Genomic DNA, 19,640 nt, shown 5'->3' on the forward strand with positions numbered 1-19,640 from the left:
GCCCCGCCCGGCCGCCCGCCCCGGCCGGCCCCTCCGCGGGCCCGGCCGCCCGATCACCCAGCAGCCCCGGCCACCCGTCGGCGCCCCCAGGGAAGGACTCCCGCCCGTGGCAACCTCGACCCCCACCCGGGACGCGTACGCATCGCCGCCCCCTGACCCGCAGAAGGAACAGGCCGCCGAGCGGCGGCAGTTGTGGCGCAGCCGGCTGTGGCGGTTCGACGACAAGGCGTCCCCGTACGCCTACATCGCGCCGTTCTTCCTCGTCTTCGGCGCGTTCGGGCTCTATCCGCTCCTCTACACCGGCTGGATCGCCCTGCACCGGGTCGAGATGACCGGCCTCGACACCATGGAATGGGTCGGCTGGGAGAACTTCGACAAGATCCTGCACGACCCCGAGTTCTGGACCTCGGTCAGCAACACCTTCCTGATCGGTGTCATATCGACGGTCCCTCAGCTCCTGGTCGCCCTCGGCCTGGCCCATCTGCTCAACTACAAGCTGCGCGCCAGCACGTTCTGGCGGACCATCATCCTGACCCCGTACGCGACCTCCGTCGCCTCGGCCGCCCTCGTCTTCGCCCTGGTCTTCCGGGCCGACGGCGGGCTGCTGAACTGGGCGCTCTCCCTGGTCGGCTTCGACCCGACCAACTGGGCGAACGGGCACTGGACGTCGAAGATCGCCATCGCCGTCATCGTCATCTGGCGCTGGACCGGCTACAACGCGCTGATCTACCTCGCGGCCATGCAGGCCGTGCCCAACGACCTCTACGAAGCCGCCTCGTTGGACGGCGCGTCGCGCTGGCAGCAGTTCCGCAAGGTCACCATCCCCTCGCTGCGGCCGACGATCCTGTTCACCATCGTCATCTCCACCATCGGGTCCATGCAGTTGTTCGGCGAACCGCTGCTGCTGGAGGGCGGGTCGCTCGGCGCCACCGGCGGCAACGAGAACCAGTACGAGACGCTCAGCATCTACCTCTACAACTACGGCTGGAACCTCGGACACCTCGGCCCCGCCGCCGCCGTGGCCTGGGCGATGCTGGCCCTCCTCCTCCTCATCGCCGCGGCCAACTGGTTCATCGGCCGCTTCGTCCGCACGTCCGCGGCCCGACCGGGAGCGCACCGATGACCATGACCAGCCCCACCTCCGCCCCGGTGAAGCGCGCGCCGTCCCCGAACCGAGGCCCCGACCCGCAGCGCCCGAGCCGCTTCCGGATGGGCGCCGGCCAGCAGATGAAGGGCGGCCCCTTCGCCTACCTGGCGCTCGCCGTCGTCGGTTTCGGCTCCCTGCTGCCGCTGTACTGGACCCTGGTCGCGGCGTCCCGCACCCAGGACGAAGTCCTCGCCTCCACCCCGCCGTTCCTGCCGGGCGGCAAGCTGCTGGAGAACCTCGCCACCGCCTGGGAGCAGGCCAACCTGGGCAAGGCGATCGTCAACAGCATCATCGTCTCGTCCTCCATCACGGCCGCGACGCTGTTCTTCTGCACCCTCGCCGGGTACGCCTTCGCCAAGATGCGCTTCCGGGGGCGCGGTTGGCTGATGACCGCGGTCATCGCCACGCTGACGATCCCGCCGCAGCTCAGCGTCGTACCGCTGTTCATGATGATGTCCGGCCTCGGCTGGGGCGGACAGCTCGAATCCGTGATCTTCCCGACGCTGGTCAGCGCCTTCGGCGTGTTCTTCATGCGGCAGTACCTGATCGAGGCGCTGCCGTACGAGCTCATCGAGGCCGCCAAGATCGACGGCGCGAACAACTTCCGCATCGTGATCAGCGTGGTGCTGCCGGTGGCCCGCCCCGCGATGATGGTGCTCGGCATGCTCACCTTCGTCCAGGCGTGGAACGACTTCTTCTGGCCCTACCTCGCCCTGAACCAGCAGAACCCCACCCTCCAGGTGGCCCTCGGCCAGCTCAGCGCCTCGTACACCCCCGACCAGTCCATCGTCATGGCAGGCGCGCTGATCAGCACGCTGCCGCTGTTGGCGGTGTTCGTGCTCTTCGGCAAGAAGATCGTCGGCGGGATCATGTCCGGGGCGGTCAAGGGCTGACCGCCCCGCCCCGCCTTCCTTCCCCCCTCAACACCCATGGGAGCGCTCCCGTATGACTGCCGTACGCCCTGACCTCGCCCCGCAGCAGGCCGTCCCTGCCACCGCGTCCTTCCCGGCCGGATTCCTCTGGGGCGCCGCCACCGCCGCCTACCAGGTGGAGGGCGCCGCCACAGAGAACGGCCGTACCCCCTCCATCTGGGACACCTTCAGCCATACGCCCGGCAAGGTCCTCGGCGGTGACACCGGAGACGTCGCCGCCGACCACGTCCACCGCTACCGCGACGACGTCGCGCTGATGAAGCGCCTCGGACTGAAGGCGTACCGCTTCTCCGTCTCCTGGTCCCGCGTCCAGCCCACCGGCCGAGGCCCCGCCGTCGAACGCGGCCTGGACTTCTACCGCAACCTCGTCGACGAGCTGCTGGCCGCCGGCATCACCCCCGTCGCCACGCTCTACCACTGGGACCTCCCGCAGGACCTGGAGGACGCGGGCGGCTGGCCCGAGCGCGCCACCGCCGAGCGGTTCGGGGACTACGCCGCCATCGTGGCGCGGGCCCTCGGCGACCGGGTCGGGATGTGGACCACGCTCAACGAGCCCTGGTGCTCGGCGTTCCTCGGATACGGCTCCGGCGTCCACGCCCCCGGCCGCACCGAGCCGGCCGCCGCGCTGCGCGCCGCCCACCACCTCAACCTCGCCCACGGCCGGGCGACCGAGGCGCTGCGCGCGAACCTTCCCGCCGCCGCGCAGACCTCGGTCACCCTCAACCTCCACCAGGTCCGCCCGCTCACCGACAGCGCGGGGGACGCGGACGCCGCCCGGCGGATCGACGCGGTGGGCAACCGGATCTTCACCGGCCCGATGCTGGACGGCGTCTACCCGGCCGACCTGCTGGCCGACACCGAGCGCCTGGTGAACTGGTCCGAGCTGGTCCGCGACGACGACCTCGCCTCGATCTCCGCCCCGATGGACGTGCTCGGCATCAATTACTACACGCCCACCATCGTCTCCACCCCCGCCGACGGCGCCGGGGACACCCGCAACGACGGCCACGGCAGCAGCGACCACTCCCCGTGGCCCGGCTCCGAGCACGTGGCCTTCCACCTCGCAGAGGGCCGGCCGGTGACCGCGATGAACTGGTCCGTCAAGCCCGAGGGCCTCTACGACCTCCTCATGGACGTCTCCCGCGCGCACCCGCACCTCCCGCTGATGGTCACGGAGAACGGCGCCGCGTTCGAGGACGCCCCGGACGCGGAGGGCCGGGTCCACGACCCCGATCGGATCGCCTATCTGCACGGCCACCTGGACGCGGTGCGCCGGGCCGCGGCCGACGGAGCCGACGTGCGCGGCTACTTCCTCTGGTCCCTGATGGACAACTTCGAGTGGGGTTACGGCTACTCCAAGCGTTTCGGCGCGGTGTACGTCGACTACGAGACCCAGCGCCGTACGCCGAAGTCCAGCGCCCACTGGTACAGCGAGGTGATCGCCCGCCACGCGCTGCCGCCGGAGGCCGCTCCGGGCGCCTGAGGCGCCGAGCCGTGGAGCCCGGAAGCCGCCGAGGTTCCACGGCCGACCGCCCCTCCCCCTGGGAGCGCTCCCACCTGCGCTCGGGTACGCTCGCCGGGGTGATCCATCCAGGACTTGGATTGACGTTACGGCTGTGAGAAATTGACCCGGAACGGGGAGGCAGCCATGGCGGCAGCGCGAGTACGGAGCGGCGGGCGGCCCACGCTCGAAGAGGTGGCGGCGCGGGCCGGTGTCGGCCGGGGCACCGCCTCGCGGGTCATCAACGGCTCGCCCCGGGTCAGCGAGGCGACCCGGGAGGCGGTCGAGGCGGCCGTCGCCGAGCTGGGGTACGTCCCCAACCGGGCTGCCCGCGCCCTCGCCGGGAACCGCACCGACGCGATCGCGCTGGTGGTGCCGGAACCGGAGACGCGCTTCTTCGCCGAGCCGTACTTCTCCGCGATCGTGCGCGGGGTCGGCGCGGCCCTGGCCGACACCGAGATGCAGTTGCTCCTGACCCTCGTCGGCAGCGACCGCGAGCGCCGCCGCCTCGCCCAGTACCTCACCGCCCACCGCGTCGACGGCGTCCTCCTGGTCGCCGTGCACGCCGACGACCCGCTGCCCGAACTGCTGGGGCAGCTGGGCATGCCGTGCGTGATCAGCGGTGCTCGGCACGCGGCCGAACCGCTTGCGTCGGTCGACTCCGACAACTTCGACGGGGCGCGGGCCGCCGTCGAGCACCTGGCCTCCCGGGGACGCCGCCAGGTGGCCACCATCACCGGCCGCCTGGAGGTCTACGGGGCCCAGCGCCGCCTCGACGGCTACCGCGCGGCCGTCTCCGCCGCGGGGCTGGCCCCGGACGAACGACTCATCGCGCCCGCCGACTTCACGGAGGAGGGCGGCGCGCGGGCGATGCGCCGGCTCCTGGAGCGCCGCCCCGCCCTCGACGCGGTCTTCGCGGCCTCCGACGTCATGGCCGCCGGCGCCCGCCAGGTCCTGCGCGAGGCGGGCCGGCGCATCCCCGAGGACGTGGCCCTGATCGGCTTCGACGACTCGGCGGTCGCCCGCCACATGCACCCGGCCCTCACCAGCGTCCGCCAGCCCATCGAGGAGATGGGCCAGCGCATGGCGGAGCTCCTGCTGGACGAGATCGCGGGGCGCGCTCCGGACGCCGAGAGCCCGACGGTCGTCCTGCCGACGGAGCTGGTGGTGCGCGACTCGTCGTGAGGCGCGAGGCGCGAGGGGAGGCGGGAGGCGTGAGTCGCGAGGCGGGGCGTGCGCCGGTGGCCGGGGCTCGTGCTGGGCCGAGGGCGTGCACCTGTGGTGCGCGGGGCTCGTGATGCGATAGGGGCGCGCACCCCTGCCCGCCTGAGTCCTTCCGTCGCCCAACGCCTGCCATTGGTATGGACATGACCATGGGACGGGTCTAGCCTCCTTCTTGGTCTAGACCAAGTGTGACGAGCCGTCGCACACGGTCCGTCTGTCCGCACGCTCCCCCCACTCCAGGAGCCCCCATGCGCAGAAAGATCTCCTCCTTACTCCTCGGCCTCGGCATCGCCGGGGTCTCCCTGCTCGCCACGTCCGGCAGCGCGCAGAGCCACGGATACACCGACGCGCCCGTCAGCCGTCAACAGCTCTGCGGCCAAGGGACCGTCCGCGACTGCGGGCAGATCCAGTGGGAGCCGCCCAGCGTCGAAGGCCCCAAGGGCTTCCCGGCGCGCGGCCCCCGCGACGGCCTGATCTGCGCCGGCGGCAACCAGCGGTTCGCGGAACTGGACGACCCGCGCGGCGGCGCCTGGCCCGCCTCCTCCGTGAACGCCGGAGCGAGCCACACCTTCCGCTGGCGGATCACCGCCCGGCACGCCACCACCGACTTCCGGTACTACGTCACCAGGGACGGCTACGACCCCGCGCGGCCGCTCACCCGTGCCGACCTGGACCCGCAGCCCTTCCTCACGGTGCCGTTCGGAGGCCGGCGCCCCGACTCCACGGTGACCCACGCGGGCATCCTGCCGCAGAAATCGGGCAAGCACCTGATCCTGGGCGTCTGGACCGTCGCGGACACGGGCAACGCGTTCTACGCCTGCTCCGACGTGAGGTTCTGACCGGCCCGCCGCCGGGAGCGCCGCGTGGCGGAGAGCCGCGCCGGCCCGTGGGCGCCCGACGGGACGCGCCGGCCGGCGGAACGCGCCGTCCGTCGGGCTCAGGCGGGGGCCGTGCGGCCGATGCCCGCATGCTTCGTCCGGGCGATCGCGGTGGTGCGGCGCCACGGTCGCCCGCGGGGCTCCGCTTATGGTCCGCCCCATGAACCGAGCGAGCTTGACGATCGTGACCGCCTGCGGCCTCTGCCTGGCGGCCGCCACCCCCGCTTTCGGCGACTACTCGGGCAATCCGCTGGCGGGCAGCAACGGGTTCGGGGTGGTCGTCGAGGGCGACGCCACCCTGGGCAGTACGGAGACCGAGGGGGCCGTCGCCCTCGGCGGCGATCTGACCATCGGCCCCGGCTACAACGTGGGCCTGAACACCCCCGGGAGCTTCGTCGCTCCCGGTGACACCGTTGCGACCACTCTCCTGGTGGGCGGGCGGGTCGACTGGGCCGACAGCTCGCAACAGGGAGTGCTGCGGGTCCTCAGCGGCGGTCTCCTGAAGATCGGCGACCCCACCGGCAGCGACGCCCTGACCGTGGACTCCAACGGGGCCCAGGTCAACACCCGTGAAGTGGTCGAGGGCTCTGGGTACGACTCCACGCCCCGCATCGAGACGACAGCCCGCCAGCCGGAGGCCAACGTCCACCAGAGCGGCCTCATGGGCTTCACCACGCTCTTCGCGGCCTACCGGGAGCGTTCCGCGGACCTCGCCACCTGCCCCGCCGACGTCCTCCTCCGCGACGATCAGGGCGATCCGCTGCCCGACCAGGACGACATCCCGGCGGGCGCCCGGGCGCACGTCGCCCTGGCCGAGGGGCAGACGAACGTCCTGAACATCACCGGAGGCAACCTGAACAACCTCGGCGAGCTGGACTTCGACGACCAGCCCACCGCCGCCACCCCGCTGGTGATCAACGTGGACACCACCGGCACCGCAGGGGTCTACTCCTGGAGCATCCCGCAACTGGCAGGGGTCTCCGGCGACCAGGCCCCGTACATCCTGTGGAACTTCCCCGACGCCACGGAGATCACGATCACCGACGGCGACTCCCTGGAAGGAACGATCTACGCCCCGCGCGCCGAGGTCACCGACCTCGATCCGTCGAACCTCGAAGGACAGGTCATCGCCAGGGAACTGGTCGCGGGACCGCTGACCGACGGCGGCTTCGGCGCGGTCAACGCCGGCGAGATCCACGAGTTCCCCTTCGACGCGGACCTCGCGTGCACGTCCGACCCGACGCCGACGCCGACCCCGACGCCGACGCCGACCCCGACCCCGACGCCGACCCCGACGCCGACGGAACCCACCCCCAGTCCGACCCCGACCTCCGGGCACCCGAGCCCGGCGCCTTCCGACGCGTACGGATACGGATACGGTGACGGCGGCTCGCCCGGCGACTACGAGAAGCTGGCGGCCGAGGGGCCGTCGGGCATGGGCTTCCTCGTGGGCGGGGCGCTGCTGGCGGCTCTCGGCGGACTGGGCCTGCGGCTCCACAGGCGTCCGCGCCGCTGACGCGGGCCGCCGTGCGCCCGCCACCGGCAGGCCCCGGCCCGGCCCGGACGCCGACCGGCCGGCCGCGCAGGGCGTTGATCCGAGCGGGCTCCCGTAGACCCCGCGCTCCCACGGGCGGACGGTGCCGGTGGGCGCCCCGGCGCTCCGCCCCGGCTCCCGCCCGCCCCGGGGAAAGCAGAAGGGCCCCGGTCCGAAGACCGGGGCCCTTCTCTCAGGGTGAGTAACGGGACTTGAACCCGCGACATCCTGGACCACAACCAGGTGCTCTGCCAGCTGAGCTATACCCACCATGTCGTCCGGTCGTTTCCGACCGGCCGAGAAAAAGTGTACAGGGTCCGGGAGGGTGCTCGCGCCCCCGTTCCCCAGGGTCGGCCCACAGGCACTTCCGCGTCCGTGACCAGCGCGTTCCTACGGTGTGGCCGGGACCACGTGGCGCGCCGCGAGCTCCTTGGCGCGCTCCGAGTCCGGGCCGGGCTGCGGGACGAAGACCGCTTCCCGGTAGTAGCGCAGCTCCGCGATGGATTCGCGGATGTCCGCCAGCGCCCGGTGGTTGCCGCTCTTCTCCGGGCTGTTGTAGTACGCCCGGGGATACCAGCGGCGGGCCAGCTCCTTGACCGAGGACACGTCCACGATCCGGTAGTGGAGGTAGCCCTCCAGCTTCTGCATGTCCCGCGCCAGGAAACCGCGGTCGGTGCCGACCGAGTTCCCGCAGAGCGGGGCCTTGCCCGGCTCCTTCACGTGCCGGCGGACATAGGCCAGGACCTCCTCCTCCGCGTCGGCCAGGGTGGCGCCCCCGGCCAGCTCGTCGAGGAGGCCCGAGGCGGTGTGCATCTGCCGCACCACCTCGGGCATGGTCTCCAGGGCCGCGTCCGGCGGGCGGATCACGATGTCCACCCCTTCGCCGAGCACGTTCAGCTCCGAGTCGGTGACCAGGGCGGCCACCTCGATGAGTGCGTCGTCCGTCAACGAGAGCCCGGTCATCTCGCAGTCGATCCACACCATGCGGTCGTTCATGGGCCCCACCCTACGGGGCGCTCCGCTGCCCCGGCAGGCTCGGGCGTCCGGGGGCGTAGGCCTCAGGTCCCGACATCGCGTGCTCGCCGTGGCCCACCCCGGCCGCCACCGCGACGGGCGCGGAAGGAGCCTGGACGCCTCTGCGCCCGGACGGCGAGCCCTGGCTGGGCACCATCGTCTCGACCACCGTGGCGGCGCTCTCCGCCACCCCCTGCGGACGACGGGCCCGGTAGGCGGCCCGGTACGCGGCGGGGGAGGAGCCGAGCTGGCGGCGGAAGTGCCCGCGCAGCGCGACCGGCGAGCGGAAGCCGCAGCGGCCGGCGACCTCGTCGACCGAGTAGTCGGAGGTCTCCAGCAGCCTCTGCGCCTGAAGCACCCGCTGGGTGATCAGCCACTGCAACGGCGCGCTGCCGGTGAGCGAGCGGAACCTGCGGTCGAAGGTCCGCCTGCTCATGTAGGCCCGTGCGGCGAGCGTCTCCACGTCGAACTGCTCGTGCAGATGCTCCAGGGCCCAGGCCACGACCTCGGCGAGCGGGTCGGACCCGATCTCCTCCGGTAAAGACCTGTCCAGGTAGCGCTCCTGTCCGCCACTGCGCCGCGGCGGTACGACGAGCCGGCGGGCGAGCGCCCCCGCGGCCTCGGTGCCGTGGTCGGTACGGACTATATGGAGGCACAGATCGATGCCCGCGGCCGTGCCGGCGGAGGTGAGCACATCGCCGTCGTCGACGAACAGCTCCCGCGGATCGACGTGCACCGACGGATAGCGCTTGGCCAGCGTCGGCGCGTACATCCAGTGCGTGGTGGCCGGCCGGCCGTCCAGCAGGCCCGCGGCCGCGAGCACGAAGGCTCCCGTGCACAGGCCGACGATGCGGGCGCCCTCCTCATGGGCCCGGCGCAGCGCTTCCAGCGCCTCTGCGGGCGGCGGCGAGGTGATCGACCGCCAGGCGGGCACCACCACGGTGCCGGCCCTGCTGATCGCCTCCAGGCCGTACGGCGCGGTGAGTTCGAGCCCGCCGGTGGTGCGCAGCGGTCCTTCCTCGCCGCCGCAGACCAGCAGGCGGTAGCGGGGCACTCCCGCGTCCTGCCGGTCGATTCCGAAAACGGAGAGCGGAATGGAGCTCTCGAAGATAGGGCCGCCGCTGAACAGCAGCACGGCAACGACTTCCCGGCGTCGCCGCCCGGTCAGCTTGCGTGCGGCCTCCGTCGCGACGGCGGAGTCCTGGCTCATGACGCTAAGCCCCCCTCGGTGTTCGCGTCTCCCTGGTCCTTACGGGCCTGTCGCTCCTGCACGTTTCCCCTCGGTGTCGCACGTGTCCCCAGTCTCCGATTTCCAAGATCGAATCTACTGCGTCGCGTGGTCCCGCCGTGACACCTTCCCCCACCGGCGCTATGTCGATAAGGAAACGTGGCGTGAAGCGTTCGATCACGAAGCGTTCCACCCGCGAAGCGCCCAGGGAAGTGCCCTTCACGAACGTGGCCCGTCCGCGTCGGGTGAAAGCGTACCGTGCGGTCTCTTCCTGCCTGGTGGGCGGTGGGTTCACCGGCCGTCCGGGGAGGGGGCGGACCACTCGGTGAAGTTGGCTGAAAACTACTGGTTGTGCGCGGGGAATCCCGTCACGCCCGGCGCACAACCGCTGCCTGAGGGCCACGCCGGTGCGCTCCCTCGGCTCCCTGAGGCCTGGCGGGTTCGGGCCGCGGAAGGGGGATGTGGCGGGTGGTCACGGCCCGCACGTGCCCGGCGGTCACAGCGTCCGCGTGTCCGGCCGATGCGCCGTGGGGCCCGAGAATCGGCGGTGCGGACCGCTCGTGGCGGACGGGTCGGCGGGCCGTTCCGCCCGCCGCTCCGCACGTCGCCGCCGTGCTCGAATCGGGCGTCGGCCGCGCGGGGGTCCGAGAAGTGCCGCCGCCAAGAGTGCGGCCCGATGTCGACGTGGCCAACGGAGACCGGGTGAGGGGCTTCCCGCAGTCTGCTCGAAGTGGCCGCGGACCCTCGCGGAAAACAGGGCGGCGGTCGGGGTTTTCGGCTCCCGGAGCCCGTGTACGGCACAACCGGCATTGCCATCCCGGACAGTCTCGGGCATGCTCCCTCCAACGTCGCGCGCGCTTTTGCGGGGGTCTGGGCAGGGGAGGCGTCACGCCGTACCCTTGGGGGTATGGGGTTGGGAAGATGATTCCCGGACAGAGCTACGCCACCAGCTGATGCACCTCTCGAAACCGCTCCCTCCTCACGAGGACTCCTTTCGCCGAGACACCGATGGCCGGTCACGAAATCCCTGAACCCAAGGACCGCAAGCAGGTAGCCGACCCAGGGTCGGTGCCGCGGACGGTCGAAGAGGCACGCCACGCGTGCGATCCCGCCTTCCGGCACGGAGTGGTGGTCGGTTTCGACGGCTCCACGTCCAGTGAGCGGGCCCTCGCCTACGCCATCGGCATGGCCGGCCGGTCGGGATCGAGTCTGATCATCGTCCACGTCGCCAACCGGCTGCCGACCACGGTCTGGGCGGGCTGCGAGCCCCCCGTCTTCGTCGACGTCCCCGATCACCGCACCGAGGTCCTCGGGCTGGAGCTCGCCTGCGCGGACTATCTCTCCGACGTGCCCTGGGTGCTGGTGGAGCGCGGTGGCGACATCTGCCACGAACTGGAGGAGGTCGGCCGGGAGTACGCCGCCGACGCCATCGTCGTGGGCTCCACGCACGGCCTCGTCGGCCGGATCTTCGGCTCCGTGTCCGGCAGGCTTGCCCGCCGGGCGCAGCGCCCCGTCGTCGTCATTCCCTGAGAGCCGGTCAGCAGCGCGTGGGGCGGCCCCGCGCCGTACGCACAGGGCCCCGCACCGTCGGGGACGGCGCGGGGCCCACAGGCGGGCGCGAGGGCGACTACTCCACCGTGACGGACTTCGCCAGGTTGCGCGGCTTGTCGATGTCGCGGCCCATGGCGAGAGCCGTGTGGTACGCGAAGAGCTGGAGCGGGATGCCGAGGAGGATCGGGTCCAGTTCGTTCTCGTTCTTCGGCACGACGACGGTGTGGTCGGCCGTCTCCTGGACCTGGTGGCCGACCGCGAGAATGCGGCCGCTGCGGGCCTTGATCTCCTCCATCGCGGCGCGGTTCTTCTCCAGCAGGTCGTCGTCCGGCACGATCGCCACGGTCGGCATCGCCGGCTCGATCAACGCGAGCGGGCCGTGCTTCAGCTCGGAGGCCGGGTAGGCCTCGGCGTGGATGTACGAGACCTCCTTCAGCTTCAGGGAGGCCTCGCGGGCCACCGGATAGCCGCGCACCCGGCCGATGAACATCATCGACCTGGCGTCCGCGTACTTTGCGGCCAGCCGCTTGATCTCGTCCTCGCCGGCCAGGATCTCGCTGATCTGCGCGGGCAGCTTCCGCAGCCCCTCGATGATCCGCTTGCCGTCGGCGACCGACAGGTCCCGAATCCGGCCCAGGTGCAGCGCGAGCAGCGCGAAGGCGACCACGGTGTTGGTGAAGCACTTGGTGGAGACCACGCAGACCTCCGGTCCCGCGTGGACGTACATCCCGCCGTCGGCCTCGCGGGCGATGGCGGAACCGACCACGTTGACCACGCCCAGCACGCGGGCGCCCTTGCGCTTGAGCTCCTGGACGGCGGCCAGCACGTCGTACGTCTCGCCCGACTGGGAGACCGCGATGTACAGCGTGTCGGGGTCCACGACCGGGTTGCGGTAGCGGAACTCGGAGGCCGGCTCGGCGTCGGCGGGGATGCGGGCCAGCTCCTCGATCAGCTGGGCGCCGATCTGGCCCGCGTGGTACGAGGTGCCGCAGCCGAGGATCTTGATCCGGCGCACCCCGCGCGCCTCGCGGGCGTCCAGGTTGAGCCCGCCCAGGTGGACGGTGGAGAACCGGTCGTCGATCCGGCCGCGCAGCACCCGGTCCACGGCGTCGGCCTGCTCGGAGATCTCCTTGTGCATGTAGGTGTCGTGGCCGCCCATGTCGTAGGACTCGGCCTCCCACTCCACGGTGGTCGGCGTGGCCGTCGTGGTCGAGCCCTCCGTCGTGTACGTACGGAAGTCGTCGGCCTTCAGGGTGGCCATCTCGCCGTCGTCGAGGGTGACGACCTGGCGGGTGTGGGCGACCAGGGCGGCGACGTCGGAGGCGACGAACATCTCCTTCTCGCCGATGCCGAGCACGACCGGGGAGCCGTTGCGGGCGACCACGATGCGGTCGTTGAAGTCGGCGTGCATCACGGCGATGCCGTAGGTGCCCTCGACCGAGCGCAGCGCCTCGCGGACCTTCTCCTCCAGGGTCTCGGCCTGGGCGCGGGCGATCAGGTGGACCAGCACCTCGGTGTCGGTCTCCGAGAGGAAGACGATGCCGTCCGCGGTGAGCTTGGCGCGCAGCTCGGAGGCGTTGTCGATGATGCCGTTGTGGACGACGGCGACCTTGTTCTCCGCGTCCAGGTGGGGGTGGGCGTTCTCGTCGCTGGGGGCGCCGTGGGTGGCCCAGCGGGTGTGCGCGATGCCGGTGGTGCCGGCGAAGCGCTTGGGCACCTTCGCCTCCAGCTCGCGGACGCGGCCCTTGGCCTTGACCATCCTCAGCGCGCCCGGCCTGCCCGCCGGCGCCTTGCCGGTGATGACGATGCCCGCGGAGTCGTACCCCCGGTACTCCAGCCGCTGCAGGCCCTCCAGCAGCAGCGGAGCCACGTCGCGCTTCCCGATGTATCCGACGATTCCGCACATGGATTTCTCTGCCCCTCCATCGACGTACACGTAGGTGTTCGGCGCCCCGCACCCGGGCGCCCGGCACTCAGCCGTAGACGATGCGGCGCAGCTGCCGGAGCGAGAGCTCCGGAGGCGCCACCGCGCGGTGCGGCAGCTCGGCCGCGATCCGCTCGAAGATCTCCGTGTTGACCAGCCCGCCGGACCGCAGCTCGCGGTGGCGTCGCCGGACGAAGTCGTCGGTGCTCTCGTCGAAGTACGCCAGCACGTCGAGGATCACCCGGGCCGCCTCGCCGCGCTGGAGCGCGGTGGAGCGTACGAGGTGATCGATGAGGTCGTCATGCGACGAGCGGCGTTCCAGCACGCGTCGATATTGCTTGCCCAAGCGCTCTTGCGCAAGAAATCTGCCCGATATCGGGCAGGACTGCTCGGGAAGTACGGCCTGGGCGGGTCAGAGGCTGCGCAGCACGGCCTGCTTCGCGGTGCTGAACTCGTCGTCGGTGAGAACCCCGGCCCGGTGCAGCTCGCCCAGCTCCCGCAGGCGGCGCAGCAGGACGTCGTGATCGTCCGCGGCGGGCGTGATCGCTCCGGAGGCCTTGGAGAGGGCCGGGGCCCCGGCGGGCGGGTCCACGGCCGGGCGGGCCTCCGGCAGCCGTGCCAGCACCGCGGCCGCCACGAGGACCGCGGTGTACTCCTTCTTGGACATCCCCCACAGCTCCAGGGAGTACGGGTCGTACTTCGGCAGGGCCGACACCGGGCCGTCGGCCGGCTCGAAGCGCAGGTAGCCGTACTCCATGCCGAGCGCGGGCAGCCAGCGCACCCCCGCGATCCGCGACACCGGGATGGCCGAGGGGCCCGCCGTGGTCTTGGCCTCCTCCGTCTTCCAGTTCCAGGTCAGCCGGACCGTCTCGCCGTCGAAGGACGCCGTGCCGTCGCCGCCCCCGCCGGAGACCGGCACCGCGGGCCCGGGCAGCAGGAAGCCGTCCGCCGGGCCGTTGGGGACCTGCTCGATCAGCAGCGCGTTGCGGACCTCGTCGACGAAGTACTCCGCGACGCCCGTACGGTCCTTCTCCACGCTGAGCGCGTAGGGGTCCGCGCCGTCCGTCAGCCGTCCGTCGGCGGCCCGCAGCACCGGGCACGCGCCGCCGCGCAGCCGCAGCCGGAGCCGGCCGCCCCGGCGCTCCGGCTCGAACGAGACGCCCGCCAGGGCCTGGACGGGGACGGATATCTCACCCAGCGCCTGCCGGACCGGATGCGCCTTCGCGCCCGGCACGACGCGCACCGTCTCCCCGTCGAACGTCCACGTTCCGTCCCGCTGGATGATTTCCGCCATGGCCGCGATTCTGCCAGCCCGCAGCGCGCGAGCGCGCCCGTCGCGAGCCCCTGGCATACCGGCACGGCGGTCTGTTTCGGCCCGCCGCGGGCGACGGGGACGGGCCCGGAGGGGACAGGGGCGAGCGCCCGGGGGACCGTCCTCGGGCGCTCGCCGGTCGGGGGAGCCTCGGGGGACCGCTCAGAAGCCGGCGATCGGGTTCTTCAGCCGGCCGACCAACTGGAGCGCTCCGGCCGGGTCGTTGAGGTCGACCATCTGGCGGTTGTTCCGCAGCTGGAGGCGGTTGAGGCAGGAGAGCGCGAACTCCTCCTCGAACAGGTCGTACTCCTTGAACTTGTCCGCGAGGTACGGCGTCGCGTTCTGGTAGTCGCGCGCGCATTCCGCGACCGTCCGCCAGAAGGAGTCCTCGTCCAGGACGCCCTCGGAGGCCAGGCCCGCCCCCAGGAAGCGGAAGAAGCAGTCGAAGACGTCTGTGAAGACCGACAGCAGCTTCATGTCGTCGGGGACCTCGGCGCGGATGCGCTCGACCTGGGGCGGCAGCACCGCGTCCGGGTCCATCACCGCGATCTCCTCCGCGATGTCCTTGAAGATCGTGCGGGTGACGACCCCGTCCTCCACGACCAGGATCACGTTCTCGCCGTGCGGCATGTAGACCAGGTCGTAGGCGTAGAAGCTGTGCAGCACCGGCACCAGGTAGGCGTCCAGGTAGCGCCGCAGCCACACCTGGGCGTCGAGGCCCGACTCGGCGATCAGCGCCGCGGCCACCGAACGGCCCTCGTGGTCGGTGTGCAGCAGCGACGCCATCGTCGCGACGCGTTCACCCGGCTGGAGCCCCGGCACCGGGCTCTCGCGCCACAGGGCGGCGAGCATCTTGCGGTACGGGGAGCCCTTGGCGGTGGCCGCCTCGTAGGTGCGGTGGTGGTATCCGATCGCGGCCCGCTCCCGGATGATCGAGAACCGGGCGCCGCGCAGCAGGTCGTCCCGCTCGATGAGGCCGGCCAGCCAGTCGTTGATCGCGGGCGTGGCCTCCATGTAGGCGGCGGAGAGGCCCCGCATGAAGCCCATGTTCAGGACGGACAGGGCCGTCTTGACGTAGTGCTTCTCGGGGTGGTCGGTGTTGAAGAACGTCCGGATGGACTGCTGGGCGAGGTATCCGTCCTCGCTCTGGCCGAGCACCACCAGATGCCGCTCGGCCAGCTCGCCGGCGAAGGTGACCGCGAGCTTGTTCCACCACTGCCACGGGTGGACCGGCAGCAGGTAGTAGTCGTCCGGGTCGAGGCCGAGGCCGCGCAGTGCGCCGGTGAACCGCTCCCTGGTCTCCTCGCTCAGCTCGCTGCGGACCAGGGCGTCGTAGTCGATGCCGGCGCCCGCCGTGAAGGTGGCGCGCTCGCGGCGGGCGGCCAGCCACACCAGGTGGATCTCCGAGGCCGCCTCGGGGGCGTACGCCCGGTACTCGTCCACGCCGAAGCCGAGCCGGCCGTTGTTGGCGACGAAGCACGGGTGTCCCTCGGTCATCCCCGTCTCGATCGCCTGGAAGCCGGCCGCGACGAGTTGGCCGGAGGTGGCCGGTTCCTTGGTGGCCTTGTAGGCCGTTCCGGCCAGCGTGGAGGAGACCTCCTCCAGGTAGACCGGCAGGACCTCTTCGGAAAGGCCCAGCGTCTGGCGCAGCTCGACGAGAAACTCCAGGGCGTCCAAGGGAAGTTCGGAGCCGTGCCGGTGCCGGGTGATGGACTCGGCGGCGACCTGCCAGTGGTCCAGGGCGAAGCGGCGCGCGGTGAACCGGTACTCGGTGGAGGCGTCGTCGCTGCGCACGGAGTAGCGGTCCTCGCCCAGGGGCGCGGGGGTCAGCAGCCGTTCGTGGCCGAACTCCGCCAGCGCCTTGCGGACGAGCAGGCGGTTGGCGTGGGCCCAGCGCTCCGGGGAGAGGTGGGCGACGCTGTCGGTGAGCGCGGTCGTCATCGGTCGGTACCTCCGGTCGCTGCCGCGAACTGCTCGCGGGTGCAGGCGCTGAGCAGGGCGTTCTTCTCCGGCTTGGCGATCTGCCGGAGCACCTCGAAGCCGACGGCCTTGTTGAGGGCCTGTACGGCGCTGTTGGTCACGTCGGGCTCGACCACGACCCGGCGCACCGACGGGTCGGCGAAGAGGAACTCCATCACCGCGGTGATCACGGCCCGGGTGAAGCCGTGCACCGGGGTCTCGGTGGGCGCGACCAGGAAGTGCATCCCGATGTCACCGGGCTCCGCCTCGTACAGCCCCTTCAGTTCGACCTCGGTCGGGTCGTAGCGCTCGATCAGGAAAGCGGGCTCGCCGTCGTGCAGACCGATGAAGGCCTCGTGGTGCGGGTGGGCGGCGATCGCCGTGTACTCCTTCGCCACGTCCTGGAGCGTCGCGTCGCCCATCAGCCAGAACGCGGCCTTGGGGTGGGTGACCCAGCCGTGCACCAGTTCGGCGTCGGCGAGGGGCTCCAGCGGACGGACGGTGAACGTGCCGAGGGCGGTGGGACGGCTCATATCGCGAACTCCTGGAAGGCGATGGACTTCTCGACGGGGTAGTACTCGCGGCCGAGCAACTCGCCGATGATGTAGGCGTTGCGGTAGGCGCCCATGCCCAGGTCGGGTGAGGTGATCGAGTGGGTGTGCACCGCGGCGTTCTGGAGGAAGACCCCGCGGCCGGTGACGTCGATGCTGTAGTTGCGGGCCACGTCGAAGCGGCCCCGGCTGTCGTGGCGCAGCCGCCCGGCGACGGGGGCGAGGAAGGCCGGCGCGGCGTAGCGGTAACCGGTGGCGAGGATCAGGCCCTCGGTGGCCAGGGTGTAGTCCTTGCCCTGTTCCTCCTGGCGCAGCCCCAGGCTGTACGCGCCGCCCTCCTCGTCGTAACGGGCGGTGTGCAGAGCCGAGTTGGTCAGCAGTCTGGTGGGCGCCGGGCCCGACAGGCTCTTCTGGTAGAGCAGGTCGAAGATCGCGTCGATCAGCTCCCCGTCGATGCCCTTGAACAGCCCCTTCTGCCCGGTCTCCAGTCGGTAGCGGGTCTCCTCCGGCAGCGCGTGGAAGTAGTCGATGTACTCCGGAGAGGTCATCTCCAGCGTCAGCTTGGTGTACTCCAGCGGGAAGAACCGCGGTGAGCGGGTGACCCAGTTGAGCTGGTAGCCGTGCACGTCGATCTCGGAGAGCAGGTCGTAGTAGATCTCCGCCGCACTCTGCCCGCTGCCGACCAGGGTGATGGACTTCTTCTTCTGGAGCCCGGCCTTCCCTTCCAGATAGCGGGAGTTGTGCAGGAAGTCCCCGCCGAGTCCCTCGCAGGCCTCTGGGATGTGCGGCGGCGTCCCCGTGCCGAGCACCAGGCGCCGGGAGCGGAGCCGCTCGCCGGAGGCGGTGTGCACGGTGTACAGCTCGGCGTCCTCGTCGTAGTGGACGCTGTCGACGGTCTCGTTGAACCGGATGCTGCTCAGCTTCGCGGCGGCCCAGCGGCAGTAGTCGTTGTACTCGGTCCGCAGCGGGTAGAAGTTCTCCCGGATGTAGAACGAGTAGAGGCGGCCGCGTTCCTTGAGGTAGTTCAGGAACGAGTACGGCGATGTCGGGTCGGCCATCGTGACCAGGTCCGACATGAACGGCGTCTGGAGGTGGGCCCCCTCCAGGAACATTCCGGAGTGCCATTCGAAGTCAGGCTTGGACTCCAGGAAGACGCCGTTCAGCTCGTCGATCGGCTCGGTCAGGCAGGCCAGTCCGAGGTTGAACGGGCCGAGCCCGATCCCGATGAAGTCGTGGGGGTCAGGAAGCGCGGTCAAGGGAGTCTCCCAGGTACTTCTCGGCATGGCCGGAGATCAGGTCGAGAACCGCGGCGATGTCCCCCACGGTCGTTTCGGGGTTGAGCAGGGTGAACTTGAGATACTGGCGGTCGCCGACCTTCGTGCCCGCGACGATCGCCTCGCCGGAGGCGAACAGTGCTTTGCGGGCGTGGAGGTTGGCCTGGTCGACGAGGTCCGGGGAGGCCGCCCCGGCCGGGACGTAGCGGAAGACGAGCGTGGAGAGCTGCGGCTCGACGACCACGTCGAAGCGCGGGTCGGCGTCGAGCAGCCGCCAGCCCTCCGCGGCCAGGTCGCAGACCTCGTCGAACAGCTCGCCGATCCCGTCCGCGCCCATGACGCGCAGCGTCATCCACAGCTTGAGGGCGTCGAACCGGCGGGTCGTCTGCAAGGACTTGTCGACCTGGTTGGGTATCCGCTCCTCGGCCATCCGGCGCGGGTTGAGGTATTCGGCGTGGTAGGTCGCGTGGCGCAGGGTCGACCCGTCGCGGACCAGGAGCGCCGACGAACTGACGGGCTGGAAAAAGGACTTGTGGTAGTCCACGGTGACCGAGTCCGCGTGGGCGATGCCTTCGAGGAGCCCGCGGCGCTGGCGGGAGGCGAGCAGCCCGCATCCGTACGCGGCGTCCACGTGCATCCAGGCGGCGAACTGCTCGCAGAGCGCGGCGATCTCGGGCAGCGGGTCGATGGACCCGAAGTCCGTGGTGCCCGCGGTGGCGACGACGGCCATGGGCACGGCCCCCTCGGCGACGCACTGCTCCAGGGAGCGGGCGAGGTCCACGGTCCGCATCCGCTTGTGGCGGTCGACGGGGACGGAGATCACGGCGTCCGGGCCGAGGCCCAGGAGTTTGGCGGACTTCTGCACGCTGAAGTGGCTGCACTCGGAGGTGAGGATGCGCAGGCGGGTGAAGTGCTCCGGCCGGACCTTCGCCTCCTCCCGTGCGAGCAGCAGCGCCTGGAGGTTGGAGTGGGTGCCGCCGCTGGTGAAGATGCCGTCGGCGACCGGACCGAGCCCGATCCGCTCGGCGGTCCAGTCGATCAGCCGGCGCTCGATGAGGGTGCCGCCCGCGCTCTGGTCCCAGGTGTCCAGGGAGGAGTTGACGGCGGAGAGCACCGCCTCGCCCAGCACGGCGGGGATGACGACCGGGCAGTTGAGGTGCCCCAGGTAGCGCGGGTGGTGGAAGTAGACGGCGTCACGGAGGTAGACGTCGCCGAGCTCGTCGAGGGCGGCGGTGGCGTCGCCGAGCGGCCGGTCCAGGTCGATCGCGTCGACCACGGGGGACAGCTCGTCGACTCCGATTCCGCTGAAGGGGCGCTCGGTGGCGGCGATGGTGGCCGCGACCCGTTCCACTCCTGCGGATACGGTACGCCGATAGTGGCCCGCAGTCGTGTTGTTGAGCAGGTGCGAACGCATGAAGGGGGTCCTCCCGGGTGAGGGGAACTTCATCGCGGCCTCCGGGCAGGAGAGGGGACGAGGCGCGATGCCAAGGTGAGGGTAGCCTAACCTAATCGGCGAGGTGGTGGTGCGGCCTCCCTCGCGGAGGCGGAGGTTGTCCGCTTTCCGACGTCTTCGGTCTCCCGCCGGCCCCTCGGGACTGCTCCGACCGGGGC

16 protein-coding genes and 1 tRNA gene are annotated in these 19,640 nt (G+C 71.2%); 7 read left to right on the forward strand and 10 right to left on the reverse strand.

The features are described from left to right. Positions 1-106: 106 nt before the first annotated feature. From V9U70_RS30165 to V9U70_RS30190, 6 genes are all read left to right on the forward strand, one after another. The gene (locus tag V9U70_RS30165) at positions 107-1,123 is read left to right on the forward strand and encodes a carbohydrate ABC transporter permease (protein WP_336680350.1); all 1,017 of its coding nucleotides are present in this window, start codon (positions 107-109) and stop codon (positions 1,121-1,123) included. Beyond that, positions 1,120-2,040 (forward strand): carbohydrate ABC transporter permease, encoded by a 921-nt coding sequence (locus V9U70_RS30170; protein ID WP_336680351.1) that lies wholly within the window; start codon positions 1,120-1,122, stop codon positions 2,038-2,040. The genes V9U70_RS30165 and V9U70_RS30170 overlap by 4 nt, the downstream gene beginning before the upstream one ends. A 52-nt stretch (positions 2,041-2,092) precedes the next feature. Beyond that, complete coding sequence (locus V9U70_RS30175; RefSeq protein WP_336680352.1) at positions 2,093-3,562, forward strand: GH1 family beta-glucosidase; 1,470 nt, start codon at positions 2,093-2,095, stop codon at positions 3,560-3,562. 165 nt (positions 3,563-3,727) lie between these two features. Beyond that, positions 3,728-4,765, forward strand: coding sequence for a LacI family DNA-binding transcriptional regulator (locus tag V9U70_RS30180; protein WP_336680353.1), 1,038 nt, complete (start codon positions 3,728-3,730; stop codon positions 4,763-4,765). A 287-nt stretch (positions 4,766-5,052) separates the two neighbouring features. Continuing rightward, a complete protein-coding gene (locus V9U70_RS30185) occupies positions 5,053-5,643 on the forward strand; it encodes a lytic polysaccharide monooxygenase auxiliary activity family 9 protein (protein WP_336680354.1) in 591 nt (196 codons plus the stop codon). 199 nt (positions 5,644-5,842) lie between these two features. Then, on the forward strand, positions 5,843-7,198 hold the full coding sequence (locus V9U70_RS30190) for a choice-of-anchor A family protein (protein WP_336680355.1): 1,356 nt from the start codon (positions 5,843-5,845) through the stop codon (positions 7,196-7,198). A gap of 215 nt (positions 7,199-7,413) precedes the next feature. On the opposite strand, the gene V9U70_RS30195 is transcribed toward V9U70_RS30190, so the two are convergent. The 3 genes from V9U70_RS30195 to V9U70_RS30205 form a co-directional block, all read right to left on the reverse strand. Beyond that, positions 7,414-7,486 (reverse strand) — tRNA-His (locus V9U70_RS30195). A 120-nt stretch (positions 7,487-7,606) separates the two neighbouring features. Next, on the reverse strand, positions 7,607-8,212 hold the full coding sequence (gene orn / locus V9U70_RS30200) for an oligoribonuclease (RefSeq protein WP_336680356.1): 606 nt from the start codon (positions 8,210-8,212) through the stop codon (positions 7,607-7,609). Between the two features lie 10 nt (positions 8,213-8,222). Continuing rightward, the gene (locus V9U70_RS30205; protein WP_336680357.1) at positions 8,223-9,440 is read right to left on the reverse strand and encodes a helix-turn-helix domain-containing protein; all 1,218 of its coding nucleotides are present in this window, start codon (positions 9,438-9,440) and stop codon (positions 8,223-8,225) included. Between the two features lie 1,026 nt (positions 9,441-10,466). Between V9U70_RS30205 and V9U70_RS30210 the strand changes: the two genes are divergently transcribed. Beyond that, positions 10,467-10,988 carry a universal stress protein gene (locus V9U70_RS30210; RefSeq protein ID WP_336680358.1) on the forward strand — a complete coding sequence of 174 codons (522 nt, stop codon included), beginning with the start codon at positions 10,467-10,469 and terminating at the stop codon, positions 10,986-10,988. A 97-nt stretch (positions 10,989-11,085) separates the two neighbouring features. On the opposite strand, the gene glmS is transcribed toward V9U70_RS30210, so the two are convergent. From glmS to V9U70_RS30245, 7 genes are all read right to left on the reverse strand, one after another. Further along, positions 11,086-12,915: a glutamine--fructose-6-phosphate transaminase (isomerizing) gene (gene glmS / locus V9U70_RS30215; RefSeq protein ID WP_336680359.1), complete on the reverse strand. Its 1,830-nt coding sequence runs from the start codon at positions 12,913-12,915 to the stop codon at positions 11,086-11,088. A gap of 67 nt (positions 12,916-12,982) precedes the next feature. Further along, positions 12,983-13,258 (reverse strand): hypothetical protein, encoded by a 276-nt coding sequence (locus V9U70_RS30220; protein ID WP_336680360.1) that lies wholly within the window; start codon positions 13,256-13,258, stop codon positions 12,983-12,985. An 87-nt stretch (positions 13,259-13,345) separates the two neighbouring features. Further along, complete coding sequence (locus V9U70_RS30225; RefSeq protein WP_336680361.1) at positions 13,346-14,227, reverse strand: DUF4429 domain-containing protein; 882 nt, start codon at positions 14,225-14,227, stop codon at positions 13,346-13,348. A gap of 180 nt (positions 14,228-14,407) precedes the next feature. Beyond that, the gene (locus V9U70_RS30230; protein ID WP_336680362.1) at positions 14,408-16,186 is read right to left on the reverse strand and encodes an IucA/IucC family protein; all 1,779 of its coding nucleotides are present in this window, start codon (positions 16,184-16,186) and stop codon (positions 14,408-14,410) included. Further along, positions 16,183-16,737 carry a GNAT family N-acetyltransferase gene (locus V9U70_RS30235; RefSeq protein ID WP_336680363.1) on the reverse strand — a complete coding sequence of 185 codons (555 nt, stop codon included), beginning with the start codon at positions 16,735-16,737 and terminating at the stop codon, positions 16,183-16,185. The genes V9U70_RS30230 and V9U70_RS30235 overlap by 4 nt, the downstream gene beginning before the upstream one ends. Beyond that, complete coding sequence (locus V9U70_RS30240) at positions 16,734-18,011, reverse strand: lysine N(6)-hydroxylase/L-ornithine N(5)-oxygenase family protein (RefSeq protein ID WP_336680364.1); 1,278 nt, start codon at positions 18,009-18,011, stop codon at positions 16,734-16,736. Before V9U70_RS30240 ends, V9U70_RS30235 begins: the two co-directional genes overlap by 4 nt. Continuing rightward, positions 17,995-19,443, reverse strand: a complete 1,449-nt coding sequence (locus V9U70_RS30245; RefSeq protein ID WP_336680365.1) for a pyridoxal phosphate-dependent decarboxylase family protein — start codon at positions 19,441-19,443, stop codon at positions 17,995-17,997. Before V9U70_RS30245 ends, V9U70_RS30240 begins: the two co-directional genes overlap by 17 nt. Positions 19,444-19,640 lie beyond the last annotated feature (197 nt).

It is taken from the genome of Streptomyces pratensis, from assembly GCF_037137275.1.
GTDB classification, from domain to species: domain Bacteria; phylum Actinomycetota; class Actinomycetes; order Streptomycetales; family Streptomycetaceae; genus Streptomyces; species Streptomyces pratensis_B.